The organism is Streptomyces alkaliphilus (assembly GCF_014141535.1).
In the GTDB taxonomy this organism is placed as follows: Bacteria; Actinomycetota; Actinomycetes; order Streptomycetales; family Streptomycetaceae; genus Streptomyces; species Streptomyces alkaliphilus.
Map to the genome: position 1 here is coordinate 1 of NZ_VKHT01001248.1, position 1,241 is coordinate 1,241.

1 protein-coding gene is annotated in these 1,241 nt (G+C 69.9%); it reads left to right on the plus strand.

Annotated features, from left to right (window positions below; all coding sequences use genetic code 11):
• Positions 1–227 precede the first annotated feature (227 nt).
• Positions 228–1,172, plus strand: a complete 945-nt coding sequence (locus tag FNQ90_RS23745) for an ABC transporter substrate-binding protein (RefSeq protein ID WP_182608222.1) — start codon at positions 228–230, stop codon at positions 1,170–1,172.
• The last annotated feature ends 69 nt before the right edge of the window (positions 1,173–1,241 follow it).

Below are 1,241 nucleotides of genomic sequence, written 5' to 3' on the forward strand. Positions count from 1 at the left end.
AGAGACAGGGGCGGCAGGGCGCGCGGGCGGGTGAACCACGACGGGTGAAAGCGTCCGTTATGCGGTCGTGACGCAGCGGTGAACGCACGTCCTTCCTTCGGATGGCAGGATTCGGCCATTGGCAACAAGTCGCGGCACTCGAAGACGTGTGCGCGGCTCCCCGTGGAATCACCTCCACACCCGCCCTCGTCACACTCCCCCGCACCATCCCGCAGGAGGACACCGCGATGACCCCCTCTTCCCCTCGTCCGTCCCTCCGCCGACGCCCCCGGCTCCTCGCCGCGAGCGCGCTGGTCACGGCCGGCGTGCTGGTGCTCGGCGCCTGCGGCTCCGACGACGGCGACAACGGCGGCGACGGTGACAACGGCGCCGTGAACACCGACGCGCCCCTGTACGACCAGCTGCCGGAGAGCATCCGGGAGGCCGGGAAGATCACCGTCGGTTCCGACATCGCCTACGCCCCCATCGAGTACTACGACGAGAACAACGAGGTCACCGGCATCGATCCGGCGATCGCCGACGCCATGGCCGAGCAGCTCGGCGTCCCGATGGACTTCGTCAACGGCACTTTCGACGGTCTGGTCCTGGGCATGAACTCCGGCCGCTACGACGTGATCATGTCGGCGATGACCGACACCCGTGAGCGACAGGAGGGCCTGAGCGAGGACGCCGAGGGCGGCGCCGACTTCGTCAACTACTTCGAGGCCGGTTCCGCGCTGCTGGTCGCCGCCGGCAACCCCGAGGGGATCGCCACCCTCGACGACCTGTGCGGCCTGACCGTCGCCTCCCAGCGGGGCACCTCCAACGAGGCGCTGGTCGAGCGGCAGGGGGAGAGCTGTGACGAGCCCATCGAGATGCTCGTCAACGACACCGACGACGAGTCGATCACCCAGCTCCAGAGCGGCCGGGCCCAGGTCGTGGTGACCGACTTCCCGGTCGCCCTCTACAACGCCACCACCGCCCGCGACGGTGAGCTGTTCGAGGTGGTCGGCGAGCAGATCGACGCCGCCCCCTACGGCATCGCGGTTCCCAAGGACAACCCCGAGCTGCGCGATGCCCTGCAGCAGGCCCTCCAGGCGATCATCGACGACGGCACCTACCAGGAGGTGCTCGCCGAGTGGGACGCCGAGACGGGCGCCATCGAGTCGGCCACCGTCAACGCCGGTCAGTGATCCCCCGTCCGTCGGCCCGCCCCACCACGGCCGGCCGGCGGACGGGGGATCACTGACCGGCGTTGACGG

Excerpts from the sequence above, each read along its gene's own strand:
- FNQ90_RS23745 (WP_182608222.1), top strand. The coding sequence starts at position 228 with ATGACCCCCTCTTCCCCTCGTCCGTCCCTCCGCCGACGCCCCCGGCTC.